2 tRNA genes are annotated in these 724 nt (G+C 50.7%); both read left to right on the forward strand.

Annotated elements, in window-relative coordinates:
- Window positions 1-110 precede the first annotated feature (110 nt).
- A tRNA-Ile gene (locus ACPUER_RS36985) sits at window positions 111-187 on the forward strand.
- 86 nt (window positions 188-273) lie between these two features.
- Window positions 274-349: transfer RNA gene (locus ACPUER_RS36990), tRNA-Ala, on the forward strand.
- The last annotated feature ends 375 nt before the right edge of the window (window positions 350-724 follow it).

Genomic DNA, 724 nt, shown 5'->3' on the forward strand with positions numbered 1-724 from the left:
CGTAACAAGGTAGCCGTATCGGAAGGTGCGGCTGGATCACCTCCTTTCCAGAGCTATCTCGCGAAGTTGAGCGCTCACGCTTATCGGCTGTAAATTAAAGACAGACTCAGGGGTCTGTAGCTCAGTCGGTTAGAGCACCGTCTTGATAAGGCGGGGGTCGTTGGTTCGAATCCAACCAGACCCACCATTGTCTGACGTGTCGGTGATCGTTAGCGCTTTAGCGCTTACGAGTACCCCAAGCCGACAGGCTAACACCTGAGATTCTCTGTATATGGGGGCATAGCTCAGCTGGGAGAGCACCTGCTTTGCAAGCAGGGGGTCGTCGGTTCGATCCCGTCTGCCTCCACCAATCTTCAATGGGAAGCGTTTGGATCACACGAAAGTGACGTGTGAGACGAACATTTGCCATTGGCGATTGAGCCAGTCAGAGTGATATGAGTAACACCATATCGGCTGTCGTTCTTTAACAATCTGGAAGAAGTAAGTAATTTGGATAGCGGAAGCGTCTTGAGATGGACGTGGAAGTTATCCGGGTTGTGATTGTATCGATGTATCTCAAGATGATTCGAACTCTAAGTTCGACTCTATTGGAATACGGCAAATGCGAGAACTCAACCTGTAACGACTGTCGATGAGACAGACTCGTTATAGGGTCAAGCGAACAAGTGCATGTGGTGGATGCCTTGGCGATCACAGGCGATGAAGGACGCGGTAGCCTGCGAAA

The organism is Burkholderia sp. DN3021 (assembly GCF_049805555.1).
GTDB lineage: Bacteria > Pseudomonadota > Gammaproteobacteria > Burkholderiales > Burkholderiaceae > Burkholderia > Burkholderia pyrrocinia_C.